Origin of the sequence: Rhodoferax sp., assembly GCF_028689305.1 — a bacterium.
Classification (GTDB): Bacteria; Pseudomonadota; Gammaproteobacteria; order Burkholderiales; family Burkholderiaceae_C; genus Rhodoferax.
Map to the genome: position 1 here is coordinate 1 of NZ_JAQTWM010000032.1, position 17,269 is coordinate 17,269.

Below are 17,269 nucleotides of genomic sequence, written 5' to 3' on the forward strand. Positions count from 1 at the left end.
GGTTCCTTGATGGCTTCCCCCAGCAGGTTGATGTAGTCCACAATCCGCTTGTGCTGGGCATCGATGACGCCGATGCCCGTGTCGAGATCGGTCGTCCAAAGAATGGTGGTGTCGGTTCCCATCGGGGGGTCTTTCAGAAGTCATCGCGGCGACATTGGTCGTTCAGGTGCGTGGTTGGCACAGTTCACGCCTGACAACTTGATAGGCCGCTTCAACCAAAACCTGTCAGACGGAAGGTGCGATTAAATCCCGCCAATATTTAGAAATTCTTAAGGGTGCAACGCCCCTGACCCACATCAAGGTTTTGGTCGAGCCTTGTTGTTTTTCCACCAACTTGGGCGGTAGCACCTCGCCCCACCGGAGACGATGGCCAACCCGCCAGAGCAGCAGCAGGCTTCAAGCCTGGCCCCGCCGGTTCCCGCCCCTCAGGGGCGTTCAAGGCTTATGGCAGAAACTTGCGCCAGTTGCCGATGTTGTAAACCCGTTGGTAACCATGCTTCTTGAGCATCATCCTGGCCATGCCACTGCGTGATCCGCTGGCGCAACACAGCACCACCGGGGCGGACTTGGGAATCTCCGCCAGTCTCTGGCCCAATTCTGGCAACGGAATATTGATGGTGCCGGGGGCGTTGCCACTGGCGAACTCGGCGGCGGACCTGACATCCACACAGACAGCGCCGTCCTTTTTGAGTTCCGGCAGCAGGGCCAGCACCCGTCTGGCGTTCCACCATTTGTAGCCAAACCAAAGGCCCAGTGCCAGCACCGGCCAGTACTGCTTCAAAAAAACCTGCAAATCCATAACGCTCCTTGTCCAACGGTGTGAATAAAAGGGCCAAGGATAAACGAATACTTATAGATGGAAGTCAACCATCCAACACCTCATGGCGTGCCAACGCCTGCCGCACCGGCGGCGGCCCCGCCCCGCCCCAGGCGCTTTCGTACCCAGTTGCCAAAGTCATCCACCAGTGTGAACACCGCCGGGATCACCAAGAGACTCAGCACGGTGGAGGTCATCAGGCCGCCGATCACGGCCACGGCCATGGGGCTGCGGAAGCTGGCGTCGGCCGCGCCCCAGCCGACGGCAATCGGCAGCATGCCGGCGCCCATGGCCAGGGTGGTCATGACAATCGGGCGGGCACGTTTGTGGCAGGCGTCCAGCAGCGCCTCAACCCGGCTCAGGCCATGGTCACGGCGCGCCACGATGGCGTATTCCACCAGCAGGATCGAGTTCTTGGTGGCAATGCCCATCAGCATGATCAGGCCAATCAGCGAAGGCATGGAAAAACTCTTGCCCGCCAGCAGCAGCCCGACAAACGCACCGCCCAGCGAGAGCGGCAGCGCGGTCAGGATGGTGAACGGGTGCAGGAAGTTCTTGAACAGCAGCACCAGCACGATGTAGATGCACATGATGCCGGTCAACATAGCCAGGCCGAAGCTGGCAAACAGTTCACCCATCACTTCCGCGTCCCCCAGCGCCAGTTGTTTCACACCGGCGGGCAGGGCATGGATCGACGGCAGTTTGTCGACCGCCTCCGTCACGTCGCCCAGCGGCGCACCGGAGAGTTCGATCTCAAAGGTGATGTTGCGCGAGCGGTTCAGGCGGTCAATCACCGCCGGGCCACCCGTCATCTCCAGCGCCGCCACCTGACTGAGCATGACCGGCCCCTTGCTCCCCGGCACACTCAGGCGGCCCAGCACGTCCAGGTCTTGCCGGGCGGCATCGGCCAGCTTGACCACAATCGGCACCTGACGCTGGCTGAGGTTGAGCTTGGCCAGACCGGCATCGTAGTCACCCACGGTGGCGATACGCAGGGTTTCGCCAATGGCACTGCTGGTCACGCCCAGGTCGGCAGCACGGGCAAAGTCCGGGCGCACCGCCACTTCGGAGCGGATCAGGCTGGCGCTGGAGGCAATCTGGCCCAGACCGGGGATGGTGCGCAGGTCTTTTTCGACCGCCGCGGCGGCACTGGCCAGCGCCTGCGGGTCTTCACCCGTCAGCACCAGCACGAATTTTTCACCGCTGCCACCCAGGCCCACCTTGCTGCGCACGCCGGGCAGCTCGGCCATGGCGGCGCGGATGTCGTTCTCGATGCCCTGTTTGCGCGGACGTTTGCCGCGCTCGGTCAGCAGTACCGTGAGGGTGGCCTTGCGCACTTCAGCCGCGCCTTGTGGCGCAAACGGGTCAGAGCCCGCCGCCCCGCCGCCGATGGTGGTGTAGACACTTTGCACATGCGCCACCTTGGTCAGCAGCAGCTGGCGGGCGGCCTCCGCCGCCACGCGGGTCTGTGCCAGCGTGGCGCCCGGCGGCAGCTCCAGGTTGACCTGGGTCTGCGAGTTGTCGTCCGGCGGAATGAAGCCCTTGGGCAACATCGGAATCAGCATCAGCGAACCGACAAAAAACACCAGCGCCGCGCCCATGGTGATCCAGCGGTGCTTCAGCGCCCAGGCGCTCCAGCGCAGGTAACGCGCCATCCACCACGGCTCTTTGTGCGCGCGTGGGCTGCGCTGCATGATGTAGGCCGCCATCATCGGCGTGAGCATGCGCGCCACCACCAGCGAAGCGAACACCGCCAGCGCCGCCGTCCAGCCAAACTGCTTGAAAAACTTGCCGGCGATCCCGCTCATGAACGCCGTGGGCAAAAACACCGAGACCAGCGTGAAGGTGGTGGCGATCACCGCCAGGCCGATTTCATCGGCGGCTTCCATGGCGGCCATGTAAGGGGTCTTGCCCATGGCCAGGTGGCGCTCAATGTTTTCCACCTCCACAATCGCGTCATCCACCAGCACCCCGATCACCAGCGAGAGCGCCAGCAGCGTGACAACGTTGACCGAGAACCCGAGGTAGGCCATGCCGATGAAGGCGGGCAACACCGACAGCGGCAGCGCCACGGCAGACACCACGGTGGCCCGCCAGTTGCGCAGGAACAGCCAAACCACCAGCACCGCCAACACCGACCCCTCGTACAGCAAGGTCATCGAGGCATCAAACTCCTCCTGCACCGGCGTGACAAAGTCAAAGGCTTCGGTGAGCTCCATGTCGGGGTGCTGGGCCTTGAGTTCCTGCAGCGCCCGCTTGATCTCGGCCCCGACCTCGACCTCACTGGCCCCCTTGCTGCGCGTCACCTCAAAGCCGACCACCGGCACCCCATTGAGCAGAGCCGCCGCGCGTGGCTCGGCCACGGTGTCCTTGACTTCGGCGACCTGGTCCAACCGCACCCGGCGGCCATCACTCAGGGACAGTTCCAGCTGCGCCAGCTCCGCCACGGTTTTGACGGTGGCCAGGGTGCGCATCGGCTGCTCACTGCCGCCCACGTCAGCGCGGCCACCCGCACTCTCGGTCTGCACCTGACGCAACTGGCGCGAGATGTCCGCTGCCGTGGCGCCCAAGGCCTGCAGCTTGACCGGGTCCAGCGCCACCTCGACCTGGCGCGTGACACCACCGACGCGGTTGATCGCTCCGACGCCCTTGACGGCCAGCAGTCGGCGCGTGAGCGTGTTGTCGACAAACCAGCTCAGGGCCTCGTCGTCCATGCTGGGCACGCGCACGGCAAACGCCATGATGGGTGAGCCGGCAACGTCCATCTTGCGCACCACCGGGTCACGCACATCGGTGGGCAGGTCGGCACGGGCGCCCTGCACGGCGGAACGCACATCGTCCACCGCCTCCTGAGTGGGCTTCTCCAGCCGGAATTCAGCGGTGATGGTGACCCCGCCGTCCTGCACCTTGGTGTAGATGTTTTTCAGGCCCTGCAACGAGGCGATGGCGTTTTCGAGCTTGCGCGCGACCTCGGTTTCCAGCTGGGCTGGCGCAGCGCCGGGCAGCGAGGCGGCGATGGTGACCGTGGGCAAGTCCAGGTCAGGCATCTGCTGCACCTTCATGGCGTTGAAGGACATCAGCCCGGCAAAGCTCAGCAGCACAAACAGCATGGCTGCCGGGATCGGATTTTTGATGGACCAGGCGGAGACGTTCATCCTGAATGCTCCTTATTTGCTAGCTGATTTAGCAGGTTTTACCTGGGCTGGCGTGCTTTTTTGTTCCAAAGCCTCGACCACGCGCACCAGGTCCCCTTCACTCAGGAAACTGGCGCCACTGGCCACCAGACGGTCATCCGGCTTGAGCCCGGCGAGGATTTCGACCTGGTCACCCAGGGAGCGCCCGGTCTGCACCTTGAGCTGGCTGACCTTGTGGTCGGCGCCCACCCGCATCACGTAGCTGAAACCGTCACGCACCAGCACGGCGCTTTGCGCCACGGTGAGTCCGCTGGACGCCCCCAGCTCGAATTCACCCCGGGCAAACATGCCCGGCTTGAACGCCGCTGCCTCGGCCTTGGCGGTGGGCGCCGGCGCGTCCAGGTCCACATACACCAGGCCGTTGCGGGTTTGTGCGTCCACCGTGGGGGCCACGGTGCGGACCCGGCCCTTGAGCCGCTCGCCGTTGGGCGCCGTCACCAGCGCACCGGTCCCGGCCTTGACCCGACCCAGCTCGCTGGCGGTGAGTTCGGCGCGCCACTCCAGCCGCCCCTGGCGGATCAAGCGGAACATCTCGCTGCCGGCCCCGGCCACGGCCCCCACGGTGGCGCTGCGCGCCGAAATGATGCCGCTGTCAGGCGCCAGCACCTGGGTGTATTTGAGGCGCAGCAACTGGGCGTCCAGCTGGGCTTTGGCCGAATCGACCCGGGCCTGGGCGGTCTGCTCCTGGGTGAGGTACTGGCCGATTTGCTGCGCACTGAGGGCGCCGCTACCCTGGACGGCGCGAGCACGCTCGGCATTGGCGCGGGCCTCTTGCGCATTGGCCTGCGCCTCGGCCAGCGCGGCGCGGGCCAGGGCTGCATCCGCCTGCACGCTGTCAGCGGCAAACGTCGCCAGCAGCTGGCCGCGCTGAACCCGGTCACCGACACTGGCATGCAGCTCCTGCACGCGCAGGCCCCCCACCTCGGCACCGACACTGGCTTCCTGCCAGGCGGCGATGTTGCCGTTGGCGGCCAGGCGGATCGGCAGGCTGGCGGCCTTGGCCTGGGTTAGCGTCACGGTCAGTGCCGGTTTGCTGACCGCGGCGTCGGGTTTGACCGCATCGGCCGCATTGGAGCGGCCGGCCAGCAGGCCCAGTGTGGTGATCAGCAGCATGCCACCAGCCAGCAACATCAGGGTGAGGGGTTTGAGGGATAAGGATTTCATGACTTTGACAACTCGCTTGAATTCAACACCAAAGAAGAAAAATCGTTCGGAGCCGCTCAGGGCGCCGATGCAGCCAGGCTGCTGGCCGGCGTGACCACCTGGTCAGGCTCGAACCCGCCACCAAGGACGCGGTACAAGCTCACCCAGGCCAACCGCTGCTCCAGTTGCAGCGCCAGCTCGGCGGACTCAGCGGCCAGCGCGCTGCGCCGGGCTTCCTCCAGCTCGACCAGGCTGACCAGCCCCTGGTCAAACCGCTTTTGGGTGGCCGCCAGGGACTCGGCATAACCCTGGGTGCTGACCTGGGCATCCGCATCACGGCCGTGTGCGCTGTGCAGCTGGACCAGCGCCTCCTCGACCTCACGCACGGCGTTGCGCACCTTGCCCTGGTAAGCCACCACCGCCGCCTGGTAACGGGCCTGGGCGGCGTCCACCTGCGCGGCCCGCTGGCCGCCATCGAACAGCGGCAGACTCAGGGCCAGTGGACCAAACGACCAGGTGCTCACGTCACTGCGGGTGGTGCCAGTGCTGACACTCAGCGCACCAATCGAGCCATTGAGCGTCAAGCGCGGCCAGCGTTGGGCCTGGGCGCTGCCGACCTGGGCGCTGGCCAGCACCACGTCGCGTTCGGCGGCAAACACGTCGGGGCGTTGGGCCACACTCTGCGCCGGCACACTCGCTATTGAAAATATAGCTACAGGTGCTTTATTTGTCTGGGCTAGAGCCAGTTTTTGCTTTAAATCCGGCTCCGGCACGGCGGTCAGGGCCACCAGCCCCTTGGTCAACACCTGGCACTGCGCAGCCTGCTGGGCCACCCGGCTGCTGGCGTCTGCCGCACTGGCACGCGCCAGCGCGGCCGTCGCTGGCGCGGTCAGACCGGCAGTGGCACTGACGCCACTGAGCTGTGCGGTCTGTTGGCGCGAGGCCTGGTCACGCCGGGCCAGTGCCAGCTGGTCCTGGCAGGTCCACAGCCGGTGGTACAGGCCCGCCACTTCAGCGGCCACCGCCACCCGGGCATCGTGCCACAGCGCCTGGCTGCCTTCGACCTGGGCCTGGGCCGCCTGGCTGGCGGCGCGGTTGGCCCCCACCAGGTCCAGCTCCCAGGACGCCTGCAGCCCACCCTGCACACTGGTGGCCAGCGGCACATCCACCTGACTGACACCACGGCTGGCGCTGGCTTGGGCGCTGAGGTTTGGCATCAGGGCCGAGCGCGCCGCGGCCTGATTGGCACGCGCGTTCTCGATGCTGGCCAGCGCCTGCGCCACCGACGGGCTGACGCCCTGCGCGGCCACGATCAGCTCCACCAGCAGCGGGTCACCCTGCCGCTGCCACCACTGGGCCAGCGAACCCACACTGCCCTGGTGTGGCAACGGGGCCTGCCAGGCCGGCGCCACCACCATCGGCACCTGGGTGGGCGGCATCAGGCCGGAACAGGCCGACAGCGCCAGCGCGGCGGACACAGAACTCAACAGACGAATAGGCAGCATCATGACTTGACCGCAGGAAGGGGGAAGGAAGAAGAAGGCGCATCCCCTTGAAGGGCCGCCGCGCGGCGTCGGGCTTCGGCCTCGACCATGGCCAGGCCGTCATCCAACAACCGCTCAAAATACAGTTCAACCGCCTCGGGGGACGCCAGCAACTGGGGCCGGATGGCCGTCAACACATCGCCGAACACGTGCAGGGTGGCTCCCAGGCCAGCCAGCGAAAACGCCAGGCGGTGAATGTCGTCGTCGGCCTGCACCAGCCCCAGATGACGGCACAGGGCCTTCACCAGCGTCATATGCGCCGGTTTGATGTTGTTCTCGATTTCCTGCTGCCACAGCCCCGTGGGCTCCAGCATTTCCCGGAAATACAGCTTCATGCACTGGGCGGTGTGTTGTCCTTGGGTCATCGGGTCAAGGAAACCACGCAGCAGCCCCTGCAACACCTGGCGAATATCACCGTCATCCGCTTCTTCGGCCAACAGTTTGGGGTTGCTGCGCGGGTCGGTGAACACCGCCTGATACAGCCCGGCCTTGTCACCAAAGTAATAACTGATGGCCGCAATATTGGTCCTGGCCGCCTGGGCAATCTCACGGGTGGAGGTTTTGGTAAAGCCCTTTTCGGCAAACAGCGTCAGGCCGGCCTCCAGCAGCCGCTGGCGCGCCTCGACGCCATCGCTGCGTGGCGTCCGGGCGAGCGCGGCACCCAGGACGCCCTGGGTAGGTGAAGTGGAAGAAGTTGGCAAAACGGCATGGTTCATGCCGCTGATTCTAGCCAACTAAATCAAACGATTGATTTAGTTATGACTTATATCAGGCCACGCCATGGGCCTTGAACCAAGCCAGCGCCCGGGCAAAACCGTCGGCGGCCTCGTCCTGGCGATAGCTGGGCCGGTAGTCGGCGTGAAAGGCGTGTGGGGCGTCCTTGTACACCACAAACTCGCTGGCCCGGGCGGCGGCGTTGCCCTTGGCACCCGCTTCGGCCAGAGCGTCTTTCATCTGGTTGATGGTGGTCAGCGGGATGCCGCCGTCCTGCCCGCCGTACAGGCCCAGCACCGGGGCTTTGAGCTCAGCCGCCAGGTCCAGCGGGTGTTTGGGCGTGAGGGCGGAGGCCGTGCCGACCAGCCGGCCGTACCAGGCCACGGCGGCCTTCACGTTCTTGCTTTGCTCAGCGTACAGCCAGGTGATGCGGCCCCCCCAGCAAAAGCCGGTGATGCCGACTTTTTTCAGGTTGCCCCCGTTGGCACCGGCCCATTGGACGGCGCCGTCGAGGTCGCCCAAAACCTGCTCATCCGGCACCTTGGAGACCACTTCGGCCATCAGTTTGGCCATTTGGGAATAAGTGGCCGGGTCACCCTGGCGCGCATACAGCTCGGGAGCGATCGCCAGGTATCCCGCCTTGGCAAAACGGCGGCAGGTGTCGGCAATGTATTCATGCACGCCAAAAATCTCCTGGATCACCAGAATCACCGGCAGGTTCTGCTTGCCCGCAGGTGCCGCGTAATAAAACGGCACGGAAAAACCGGCCACGTCGTAAATACCCTGGCCCGCGTTCAAACCTTCGGCCGAGGTTTTGATGGCGTTCTGCGCCATGATCGGCGCGGCCGCCGCGGCGTAGCCGACACCCAGCGCCACTTTCAACGCCGTGCGGCGGCTGGCGCCGGCTTCGGTGGTCTGGCCCGGCAGCAGGGCCGAGAAATCCTTGGATTGGTCTTGATTGAGCACGGCGCATCTCCTGAGTGAAAAAGAGCGCAGCTTACCGTTGCGGCGAACCCGAGTCGACCATGGGGGTTTCTTTGGATCCATGTGCCAGGAAAAATCCGCTACGATCGGCGCCGCTGGCCCTGTCTGCGGTGATCCCGCGATACGGGCTGCACGGTCCGGCTTGCAGAGTGGCTACCCGCCCCTCGACAGGTCGGGTTTTCAGTTCTGAAGCAAGACACAAACTTGCGAGGAGACTTTGTTTATGCCACAGCGCAAACCCCTGCACCTGCACGTGCCTGAGCCCACCGGGCGTCCGGGCCGTGATACGGATTTCTCTTACCTCCCCCTGTCTGCCGCCGGTGCCAAGCGCCGTCCCCCGGTCGACGTGGCCGCGGCCCAGACCAATGACCTGGCGTTTGCGCTGATCCGGGTGCTCGACGACGATGGCCAAGCGGTCGGCCCGTGGGTGCCGCAGATGGATGTGGCGCTCAAGCGCCGCGGTTTGCGCGCCATGATGCTGACGCGCGCTTTTGACGCCCGCATGCTGATTGCCCAGCGGCAGAAAAAGATGTCGTTCTACATGCAGTGCCTGGGCGAAGAAGCCATTGCCTGCGCCCACGCCCTGGCCATTGGTGAAGGCGACATGTGTTTCCCGACCTACCGCCAGCAGGGCCTGCTGCTCACGCGCGAAGACAACAACATGGTGGACATGATCTGCCAGCTCTACAGCAACGAGCACGACCCGATGAAGGGGCGCCAGCTGCCGGTGATGTATTCGAGCAAAAAGCAGGGCTTTTTCTCGATCTCGGGCAACCTGGCCACCCAGGTGATCCAGGCCGTGGGTTGGGCCATGGCCAGCGCCATCAAGGGTGACGACAAGGTGGCCTCGGCCTGGATTGGTGATGGCGCCACCGCCGAGTCGGACTTCCACACCGGCCTGACCTTTGCCCACGTGTACCGGGCACCGGTGATCATCAACGTGGTCAACAACCAGTGGGCGATTTCAACCTTCCAGGCGATTGCCGGTGGTGAAGGCACCACCTTTGCGGCGCGCGGCGCCGGTTGCGGCATTGCCTCGCTGCGGGTGGACGGCAACGATTTCCTGGCGGCTTATGCCGCCTCCAAATGGGCGCTGGAACGGGCGCGCAGCAGTTTTGGCCCGACATTGATCGAGTGGGTGACCTACCGCGCCGGACCCCATTCGACCTCGGACGACCCCAGCAAATACCGCCCGGCCAACGACGCCGCACGGTTCCCGCTGGGGGACCCGATTGAGCGCCTGAAGCAGCATCTGGTCCGGCTCGGCGCCTGGTCCGATGCCGAACATGCCAGCACCCAGAAAGAGGTCGAGGCCGAGGTGGCTGCCGCGCAAAAAGAAGCCGAGACCTACGGCACGCTGGCCAACAACCACACCCCCAGTCTGGCCAGCATGTTCGAGGATGTCTACAAGGACATGCCCGCGCACCTGATCCGCCAACGCCAGGAATTGGGAGCCTGATCATGAGCGACACCAACATGACCAAAACCCCCATGACCATGATCCAGGCGCTGCGCTCAGCCATGGATGTGATGCTGGCGCGCGACCCCAATGTGGTCATTTACGGCCAGGACGTCGGCTACTTTGGCGGCGTGTTCCGCTGCACCGAAGGCCTGCAGAAAAAATTTGGCAACCAGCGGGTATTTGACGCCCCGATTTCCGAAGGCGGCATTGTCGGCACGGCCGTCGGCATGGGCGCCTATGGCCTGCGGCCAGTGGTTGAAATCCAGTTTGCCGACTACTTCTACCCGGCCACCGACCAGATCGTCTCGGAAGCGGCGCGCCTGCGTTACCGCTCGGCCGGAGACTTCACCTGCCCGCTGACCATCCGCATGCCCTGCGGCGGCGGCATTTATGGCGGCCAGACCCACAGCCAGAGCCCGGAGGCGATGTTCACCCAGGTGTGTGGCCTGCGCACGGTGATGCCCTCCAACCCCTATGACGCCAAGGGCCTGCTGATTTCAGCCATTGAAAACGACGACCCGGTGATTTTTCTGGAGCCCAAGCGTCTGTACAACGGTCCGTTTGACGGCCACCACGACCAACCCGTGGTGCCGTGGAGCAAACACCCGCTGGGCGACGTGCCCGAGGGGTATTACACCGTGCCACTGGCGTCCGCCGCCGTCTACCGCCCCGGCAGCGCGCTGACGGTGATCGCCTACGGCACCATGGTGCACGTGGCCGAAGCCGCCGCGCGTGAAAGCGGCATTGACGCCGAAATCATCGACCTGCGCAGCCTGTGGCCGCTGGACCTGGACACGCTGGTGGCGTCGGTCCAGAAGACCCGCCGCTGCGTGATCGTGCACGAAGCCACCCGCACCAACGGGCTGGGCGCCGAACTGTCGGCCCTGATCCAGGAGCATTGCTTCTACCACCTGGAGGCGCCGATTGAACGTGTCACCGGCTGGGACACGCCCTACCCGCATGCCCAGGAATGGGCTTACTTTCCTGGACCGGCGCGCATGGCGGCGGCGTTCCAACGTGTGATGGAGGCCTGAACCATGAGCATTGAATTCATCAAGATGCCCGACATCGGCGAAGGCATTGCCGAAGTGGAACTGGTGGCCTGGCATGTCCAGGTCGGTGATCTGGTGGCTGAAGACCAGATCCTGGCTGACGTCATGACCGACAAGGCCACGGTGGAAATCCCCTCCCACGTGGCTGGCCGGGTGGTGTCGCTGGACGTGGCCGTGGGCCAGGTGGTGGCCGTTGGCACTGCCATCATTCACATTGAAAAATCGGCTCCAGCCCGCAAAGAACCTGACAATAATGCTATTACACCTATAGCAACCAGCATTCCAGAAGTCAGCACCCCGGTCAGCCCGCCCAGTGCCACCCCGGCAGTCGCCAAGGTGGCGCCCGTCGTGGCACCCGCCGCAACGCCGCCGGCCCCGGTGGCGACAGCACCCGTGCCTCAACCGGCGCTGGCCACGGCAGAGCCCGGTGCCCACCCCATCGCCGCACCGGCGGTACGCCGACGCGCCTGGGAACTGGGCCTTGACCTGACCCGCGTCACCCCAACCGGCCCGGCCGGGCGCATCACCCATGCCGATCTGGAGGCCGCCCAGGCCGGTGCCAGCCAGCCGGGTGTGGGTGGCCGCCCCCGGCTGCGCGAGGTGGCAGAAGACCACGAGCAGGCCATCCCGGTGATTGGCCTGCGCCGCAAGATTGCGCAAAAAATGCAGGACGCCAAGCGGCGCATTCCCCACTTCGCCTACGTGGAAGAGGTGGACGTGACCGAGCTGGAGGCCTTGCGCGCGCAGCTCAACGCCCAGCATGGCCAGACCCGTGGCCGCCTGACGCTGCTGCCGTTCCTGATCCGGGCCATGGTGCTGGCGGTGCGTGACCACCCCGAGGTCAATGCCCGTTATGACGACGAGGCCGGTGTGCTCACCCGCCACAGCGCCATACACCTGGGCGTGGCCACGCAGACCGACGGCGGCCTGATGGTGCCGGTGATCCGGCATGCCCAGACGCTGGACTTGTGGGCCTGCGCCGCCGAGGTATTGCGCCTGGCGGAGGCAGCGCGCAGCGGCAAAGCCACGCGTGAGGAGCTGACCGGCTCCACCATCACGCTCACCAGCCTGGGCGCCCTGGGCGGCATCGTCAGCACGCCGGTGATCAATCACCCCGAAGTGGCCATTGTGGGCACCAACCGCATCGTCGAGCGGCCGATGTTCAAAAATGGCCTGGTGGTGGCGCGCAAGCTGATGAACCTCTCCAGCTCCTTCGATCACCGCGTGGTCGATGGCATGAACGCGGCTGAATTCATCCAGCAGGTGCGGGGTTATCTGGAGTGCCCGGCCACGTTGTTCATCGACTGAGCCGGCGCGGCAAGGCGCGCGCTCAGTGCGCCTTGTCCCAGTTCGGCCCGACGCCGACTTCGGCCAGCAGCGGCACCTTGAGCTGGGCCACCCCGGCCATCAGTTTGGGCACTTGGTGGCGTACCCAGTCCAGTTCAGACGCGGGTACCTCAAACACCAGTTCGTCGTGCACCTGCATGATCATCTTGGTGCCCAGGTGTTCGGCGTCAATCACCTGCTGGACCTTGACCATGCTGAGCTTGATCAGATCGGCAGCCGTGCCCTGCATCGGCGCGTTGATGGCGGCACGTTCGGCACCGGCGCGGCGCGGGCCGTTGGGTGAGTTGATCTCGGGCAGGTAAAGCCGTCTGCCAAACACGGTTTCCACATAACCCTGGGCTTTGGCCTGCTCGCGGGTGTGGTCCATGTACTGTTTGACCCCCGGGTAACGCTCGAAATACCGTGCGATGTAGTTTTTGGCCGCCGTGTTGTCGATGCCCAGCGCCTTGGCCAGCCCATAGGCGCTCATGCCGTAGATCAGACCAAAGTTGATCACCTTGGCGTAACGGCGTTGCTCGCTGGAGACCTGGGCCGTGTCCACATTGAAAATTTCGGCGGCGGTGGCGCGGTGCACGTCCATGCCGTCGTGAAAGGCCAGCAGCAAGGCGGCGTCACCACTCAGGTGGGCCATGATGCGCAGCTCGATCTGGCTGTAGTCGGCGCTGGCAATCAGGCTGCCGGGCGGGGCGACAAAGGCCTCACGCACGCGCCGCCCTTCCGGGGTGCGGATCGGGATGTTTTGCAGGTTGGGGTCGTTGCTGGACAGGCGCCCGGTCACCGCCACCGCCTGCGCGTAATGGGTGTGCACCCGGCCGGTGCCGGGCAGCGCCAGCTGCGCCAGTTTATCGGTGTAGGTGCCCTTGAGTTTGGCCAGGCCCCGGTGCTCCAGGATCTTGGCCGGCAGCGGGTAGTCCTCGGCCAGCTTTTCCAGCACTTCTTCGTCGGTGCTGGGGGCCCCGGTGGCGGTCTTCTTGACCACCGGCAGGCCCAGCTGGGTGAAAAAGATCTCGCCAATCTGTTTCGGGCTGCTCAGGTTGAAGGGCTGGCCCGCGAGCTCGTGCGCTTCTTTTTCCAGCTGCAGAATGCGCTGCCCCAGCTCATGGCTTTGCGCTGCCAGTGTGGGGGCGTCGATCAACACGCCATTGCGCTCAATGCGGTACAAGGCCTCACTGCTCTGGATTTCCAGTTCGTAGATGAAGCGCAGCTTGGCGTCGGCCTGCAGCAGCGGCCACAAGGCGCGGTGCACATCCAGGGTCAGGTCGGAGTCCTCACAGGAGTACTCAGCGGCTTTGGCAATGTCCACCTGATCAAAGCATATCTGGTTGGCCCCCTTGCCACACAGGTCTTCAAAACTGATGCCGCTGCGCCCCAGATGGCGTTCGGCCAGGCTGGCCAGTCCGTGGGGGCGATGCACTTCCAGCACATAACTCTGCAGCATGGTGTCGTGGACATAACCTTGCACTTCGATGCCATGGTTGGCAAACACATGCCGGTCGTATTTGACGTGCTGACCGAGTTTGGCATGGCGGCCGTCTTCCAGCCAGGGTTTGAGTTTGGCCAGCACCTCGTCCAGCGGCAGTTGCGCCGGCGCCCCCGGGTAGGCATGCGCCAGCGGAACGTAGGCGGCCTCGCCCGGTGTCACACTGAAGCTGATGCCGACGATACGGGCACGCATCTCATCGATGGACGTGGTTTCGGTGTCGATGGCCACCAGCTCGGCCGCCTGCAGTCTGGCCAGCCAGGTGTCAAAAGCGCCCCAGCTCAGGATGGTGTCGTAGCGAACCGTGCTGACCGGCGTGGCCTTGGCCACGGGTTCGGGATCATCAAACAGGTCCGGCTCACGCGCCTTCTTCGTTCCTCCCGAAACCGGCGCCTCAGTCGGCCCGGAGCGCCCGGCGTTTTGCTCATTGAGCGAACGGGCCAGGCTCTTGAATCCATATTTTTCATAAAAAATGGCCAGAGCCCGGGTATCCATTGCCCCAACAGCTATTGAATGCATAGCAGGCAATTCCGGCACCCAGCCGTTCAGATCACAATCGGTCTTGATCGTCAGCAGCTTGCGCCCAGTGGGCAGCCAGTCCAGCGACTTTTTGAGGTTCTCTCCCACCGCACCCTTGATGGCGTCAGCGTTGGCCACGATGGCATCCAGCGAGCCAAATTCATTGAGCCATTTGGCCGCGGTCTTGGGGCCGACCTTGGGCACGCCGGGCACGTTATCCACGGCGTCGCCCACCAGGGTCTGGAAATCCACCATCAGGCTTGGCGGCACGCCAAATTCGGCGGTGACCCCGGCCACATCCCGGCGCTTGCCGTTCATGGTGTCGATGATGGTGATGTGCTGGTTGACCAGTTGCGCCAGATCCTTGTCACCACTGCTGACAATCACCTCGATACCCTGCGCGGCAGCAGCAGCGGCCAGCGTGCCGATCACGTCATCGGCCTCGACACCGGGCACGTCCAGCACCTTCCAGCCCATCAGCCGCACCACTTCGTGGATCGGCTCGATCTGGGCGCGCAGGTCATCCGGCATGGGTGAGCGGTGCGCCTTGTACTCGGGGTATAACTCATCGCGAAAGGTCGGGCCCTTGGCGTCAAACACGCAGGCGGCAAAATCGGCGGGAACCTCCTTGCGCAGGCTTTGCAGCATGTTGATCATGCCGCGAATGGCCCCGGTGGGTGCGCTGGCCGGGTCGCCCGGCACGGCGCGCAGATCCGGCATGGCATGAAAAGCACGGTACAGATAGCTGGAGCCATCGACCAGCAACAGGGTTTGGGGTGGGGCAGTATTCATGGCGGCATTTTGCCTGTGCTGCCCGGCCCTGCCCACAGTTCTACAATTGGAAAATGCGCCCAACCTCCATTCCCATGCGATTTTTCACCCTCAGCCTGCTGGCCTGTGGGCTGGCACAGGCCCAGACGCCCGCCAGCCGCCCGGCGGCGTCCTCCCCAACCACAGCTTCTGAGTCAACCCAGCGCAGGCCGGAACAGCGCATCCAGCACATCCGGATTGAAGATAGCGACGCACGCATTGACGAGGTGCGGGTAGGCAGCGAAACCAAAAGCATCACGGTGCAGCCCAAAGGTGGCATGCCGGCCTACCAAGTCGCCCCGGTCAGTGGTGAACGCAGCTGGAAAATCCTGGGGTTTTAAACGATGGCGGTTTACACGGAAGTCTCGGATCAAGAGGCCGGCGCCCTGCTGCGCTCGCTCAAGCTGGGAGAACTCACCAGCCTCAAAGCCTGCTCTGGCGGCATTGAAAACACCAACTATTTCGCCACCACCGAGCGTGATGGCCTGACCCACGACTATGTGCTGACGCTGTTCGAGCGCCTGAGCTTTGCGCAATTGCCGTTTTACCTGCGGCTGATGAACCATCTGGCACAACGTGGTATTGCGGTCCCGGCGCCTCACGCCAACGCCAAGGGCGAGCTGGTGTTTGATGTCAAGGGCAAACCGGCAGCAGTGGTCAATAAACTGGCGGGAGCCAGTGAACTGGCACCGGGCCTGGATCATTGCGCCCAGGTTGGTGCTGCGCTGGCGCGCATGCATCTGGCCGGCCGCGACTTCGAACTGAGCCAGCCCAACCTGCGTGGCCTGGCCTGGTGGAATGAGACCGTGCCGGTGGTACTGCCCTACCTGAGTGACGACCAGAAAGCCCTGATCACGCAGGAGCTGGCCTACCAGAACCACATCGCCGACGCCAGTGCCTTTGCCGCCTTGCCACGCGGGCCGATCCATGCCGACCTGTTCCGTGACAACGTGATGTTTGACACGGTCGCAGGTCTGCCCAGGCTCAGTGGTTTTTTTGATTTTTATTTTGCCGGGGTGGATACTTGGCTGTTCGACTTGGCGGTCTGCCTCAATGACTGGTGTATTGACCTGCAAAGCGGCCAACACCACGCCGAACGTGCCCGCCATTTCATCACCGCCTACAGCGCCGTGCGGCCGCTGCAGTCAGCCGAACGCGAGTTGTTGCCCGCCATGCTGCGTGCCGGCGCGCTGCGCTTCTGGATCTCACGCCTGTGGGACTTTTACCTGCCACGCGAAGCCAGCGTGCTGCAAGCCCATGACCCGGGTCATTTTGAACGGGTGCTGCAGCAGCGCAGCGCCCACCCCCTGACTTTTGCCGAAATGGCGGGGCTGGCATGAAGCTTCAGCTGGTGCCTGCACGCACGGGTGCCCTGTGGGTCAGACTGGGGATGCAGACGTTTTTCAAACAACCGCTGGCGCTGGCGGGTCTGTTTTTCATGTTCATGGCCCTGATGTCGGTGGCCACCATGATCCCGCTGGTGGGTTTGCCGATGGCGATGGCCGCGCTGCCCGCCATGACGCTGGGGCTGATGGCGGGCACGCGGGAGGCCAGCCAGGGCAAATTCCCCATGCCGCTGATTTTGTTGAGCGCCTTGCGCGCCGGGCCGGTCAAGCGGCGCGCCATGCTGGTGCTGGGTGGCATGTATGCCGCCGGATTCTTGTGCGCCATGGGGGTGTCTTACCTGGTGGATGGCGGTGGTTTTGCCCGCATGTACCTTGGCGGCCAGGCACCCACCGCCGAGCTGCTGAACTCGGGTGACTTCCAGGCCGCCATGTGGACCTTCATTGGCCTGCATCTGCCGCTGTCCCTGCTGTTCTGGCACGCCCCGGCCCTGGTTTACTGGCAAGACCTGCCCCCATTGAAAAGCATGTTTTTCAGCATCGTGGCCTGCCTGCGCAATTTTTGGGCGCTCACCGTGTTTGCCGCCTTGTGGATGGGGCTGATGGTGGGTGTGGTGCTGTTGCTGAGCACCCTGTCTGCCTTGTTGAACAGCCCGGACCTGGCCGGCACCTTGCTGTTTCCGGCCCTGCTGCTGGTGGCCACCATGTTTTTCACTTCACTGTATTTCACTTACCGGGACAGTTTTGAGATGCCGCCAGAGGCTGCGCCAGCGGGACCTTGAGAGGCCCGGCTTTTTTGTCAATATCGCCACAGCCGCGCCCAAGCACTCAAAAAACCGCTCAAAGTCCATCATGCCGCT

At 64.3% G+C, this 17,269-nt stretch carries 13 protein-coding genes; 6 read left to right on the top strand and 7 right to left on the bottom strand.

The genetic code is table 11. The features are described from left to right. Positions 1-442 precede the first annotated feature (442 nt). The 6 genes from PHW99_RS08580 to PHW99_RS08605 all read right to left on the bottom strand — a co-directional run bounded on the left by PHW99_RS08580 (position 443) and on the right by PHW99_RS08605 (position 8,378). Positions 443-799: a rhodanese-like domain-containing protein gene (locus tag PHW99_RS08580; protein WP_300175694.1), complete on the bottom strand. Its 357-nt coding sequence runs from the start codon at positions 797-799 to the stop codon at positions 443-445. Between the two features lie 80 nt (positions 800-879). Then, positions 880-3,972, bottom strand: a complete 3,093-nt coding sequence (locus PHW99_RS08585; RefSeq protein WP_300175695.1) for an efflux RND transporter permease subunit — start codon at positions 3,970-3,972, stop codon at positions 880-882. Between the two features lie 12 nt (positions 3,973-3,984). Further along, positions 3,985-5,175: an efflux RND transporter periplasmic adaptor subunit gene (locus tag PHW99_RS08590; RefSeq protein ID WP_300175696.1), complete on the bottom strand. Its 1,191-nt coding sequence runs from the start codon at positions 5,173-5,175 to the stop codon at positions 3,985-3,987. Between the two features lie 56 nt (positions 5,176-5,231). Continuing rightward, entirely contained in the window at positions 5,232-6,662 is a 1,431-nt protein-coding gene (locus PHW99_RS08595) for an efflux transporter outer membrane subunit (protein WP_300175697.1), read from the bottom strand. Then, the gene (locus tag PHW99_RS08600; RefSeq protein ID WP_300175698.1) at positions 6,659-7,414 is read right to left on the bottom strand and encodes a CerR family C-terminal domain-containing protein; all 756 of its coding nucleotides are present in this window, start codon (positions 7,412-7,414) and stop codon (positions 6,659-6,661) included. Before PHW99_RS08600 ends, PHW99_RS08595 begins: the two co-directional genes overlap by 4 nt. 52 nt (positions 7,415-7,466) lie before the next feature. Continuing rightward, entirely contained in the window at positions 7,467-8,378 is a 912-nt protein-coding gene (locus PHW99_RS08605; protein ID WP_300175699.1) for a dienelactone hydrolase family protein, read from the bottom strand. Positions 8,379-8,619: 241 nt separating this feature from the next. Here PHW99_RS08605 and PHW99_RS08610 point away from each other — a divergent pair, with 241 nt between their 5' ends. Genes PHW99_RS08610 through PHW99_RS08620 form a run of 3 tightly spaced genes read left to right on the top strand, consistent with a single transcriptional unit; the run spans position 8,620 to position 12,218 of the window. Beyond that, a complete protein-coding gene (locus tag PHW99_RS08610; protein ID WP_300175700.1) occupies positions 8,620-9,855 on the top strand; it encodes a 3-methyl-2-oxobutanoate dehydrogenase (2-methylpropanoyl-transferring) subunit alpha in 1,236 nt (411 codons plus the stop codon). Between the two features lie 2 nt (positions 9,856-9,857). Continuing rightward, complete coding sequence (locus PHW99_RS08615) at positions 9,858-10,892, top strand: alpha-ketoacid dehydrogenase subunit beta (protein WP_300175702.1); 1,035 nt, start codon at positions 9,858-9,860, stop codon at positions 10,890-10,892. Positions 10,893-10,895: 3 nt separating this feature from the next. Next, positions 10,896-12,218 carry a dihydrolipoamide acetyltransferase family protein gene (locus PHW99_RS08620; protein WP_300175704.1) on the top strand — a complete coding sequence of 441 codons (1,323 nt, stop codon included), beginning with the start codon at positions 10,896-10,898 and terminating at the stop codon, positions 12,216-12,218. A 22-nt stretch (positions 12,219-12,240) separates the two neighbouring features. On the opposite strand, the gene polA is transcribed toward PHW99_RS08620, so the two are convergent. Beyond that, on the bottom strand, positions 12,241-15,048 hold the full coding sequence (gene polA, locus PHW99_RS08625; protein ID WP_300175706.1) for a DNA polymerase I: 2,808 nt from the start codon (positions 15,046-15,048) through the stop codon (positions 12,241-12,243). A gap of 53 nt (positions 15,049-15,101) precedes the next feature. On the opposite strand from polA, the gene PHW99_RS08630 reads away from it, so the two are divergent. From PHW99_RS08630 to PHW99_RS08640, 3 genes are read left to right on the top strand one after another with little or no spacing between them, the layout of a single operon-like run. Next, positions 15,102-15,407, top strand: coding sequence for a hypothetical protein (locus tag PHW99_RS08630; RefSeq protein WP_300175708.1), 306 nt, complete (start codon positions 15,102-15,104; stop codon positions 15,405-15,407). A 3-nt stretch (positions 15,408-15,410) separates the two neighbouring features. Next, on the top strand, positions 15,411-16,406 hold the full coding sequence (locus PHW99_RS08635; RefSeq protein ID WP_300175710.1) for a homoserine kinase: 996 nt from the start codon (positions 15,411-15,413) through the stop codon (positions 16,404-16,406). Continuing rightward, positions 16,403-17,191 carry a BPSS1780 family membrane protein gene (locus PHW99_RS08640; RefSeq protein WP_300175712.1) on the top strand — a complete coding sequence of 263 codons (789 nt, stop codon included), beginning with the start codon at positions 16,403-16,405 and terminating at the stop codon, positions 17,189-17,191. Before PHW99_RS08635 ends, PHW99_RS08640 begins: the two co-directional genes overlap by 4 nt. Positions 17,192-17,269 lie beyond the last annotated feature (78 nt).